Origin of the sequence: Sulfitobacter sp. 15WGC, assembly GCF_005068605.1 — a bacterium.
GTDB lineage: Bacteria > Pseudomonadota > Alphaproteobacteria > Rhodobacterales > Rhodobacteraceae > Sulfitobacter > Sulfitobacter faviae.
The window spans coordinates 1,436-2,815 of the sequence record NZ_SZNL01000048.1; the positions used below are offsets into that span (position 1 = coordinate 1,436).

The window sequence follows — 1,380 nt, forward strand, 5'->3', positions numbered from 1 at the left end:
ACCAGCTTTCCATGATACGCAGCGCTTGCTCTTCGAAAAATTAGAGCGGTTTCATCTAAGGCCATTGGCTTAACATGTGCGTAGCCCTGTTCGATCAAGCGCTCAACCGATCCATGGTCTTCCACCAGGCTACTCAAATCGTCTGCGATACCTGATATAGCAAACTTCAGTTTTGAAGAGCTTAGCGACTTGATTAGCGACCCGATACCGGACTTATCTTCGATAACATCAAATTCATCTAGGAATATTATTAACCCATCGCGCTTTCGCCACCACCGATTATTGTGTTCAACGACAGAGCTGCAAAAATTCCGAAATGTCTGTATGATGTCTGCCTTTAGGCTAGCGGCATATTTTTCAGCGTCGTGGCCTTTTCCGCCCCACTTCAGCACCTTTAAATCCAGAGACGCACTTTCTTCTTGCGCTCTCGAAAACTCGACCAGTTCTTTTCCTTTGTCTGGAACGAGGCGAAGCAGTCCATCTACTGCGTCAGTGTCAGTGCATATCCGCAGCAAAAGCTCTTGGATATTACTTATCTGGGAGTCGCAAGTATAGAATACAGTGTAGTACTTTTTGGGGTCTTTTGGAACCAGGTGTGCCAACCCTGATCGTTCAGCAATCTCATAGTCACCTGTCGACATCAGCTGGATTTGCCGAAGAAGAGAAGACTTTCCTACCCCTCTTTTTCCAAAGACGGTGACAAGGCTTGAAGTCGTGTTTATGGCGCGAACAGAGTTTTCGATGAGGTCTGCCCTTCCGACAAATCTGTTTGGGTCCGTAATCACCGCAGATGTGAAACCGATCTCTGGATCAAGAAATTCGAAGTGGCTAGGCATTATTAACCTCCCGCCCTGCGGCATTATCTGTGCATTTTGTTATCAATTGTGGGAAGTATTACCCGTATCTTGTGCTCTTGGAAACCCTTGCGGTCCCTAATTGATCATGGTGAGCTCAGCCCCCAAAGATCTTGCTGAGAGACTGCAGGTATCAGCATTTAGTCCTCCGCTGAACCGAGAGAAATTGCGTATCTAAATCGATAGAAATCGATGGAGATTTGTGATGCTTTCACAATTACTTAGAAGTACCTTTACTTCGGCGAAGCTCCGTAAAAGACGGGTCGTTCTCGGTAGCTGCCAGTTAATACCGGTCTTGTTCTTGTTTTGCATTTTTGGGCTAGACTAAAAAATGGAGCATGAACTGAAAGAAGGCACCCTCGTCGTAATCCGTGCGCTCGACGACATCCCCGAGCACCTTGGACCTGTCGCGTTTTTGTGCCGCCCCACGTGCTCGTTTAGGCCACTTTCCTTTCGAAAGCGACCGGGATTTTCCAACCCAGTGCTGAGTGCCGCCTTCGCGGATTGTAGAAGCCGTTGATGTATT

At 47.5% G+C, this 1,380-nt stretch carries 2 protein-coding genes; both read right to left on the bottom strand.

The genetic code is table 11. The features are described from left to right. On the bottom strand, window positions 1-836 hold an 836-nt coding region (locus tag FCK22_RS17835), incomplete at its 3' end, for an AAA family ATPase (RefSeq protein WP_211243591.1). A 337-nt stretch (window positions 837-1,173) separates the two neighbouring features. After that, on the bottom strand, window positions 1,174-1,380 hold a 207-nt coding region (locus tag FCK22_RS19130), incomplete at its 5' end, for a hypothetical protein (protein ID WP_209274045.1).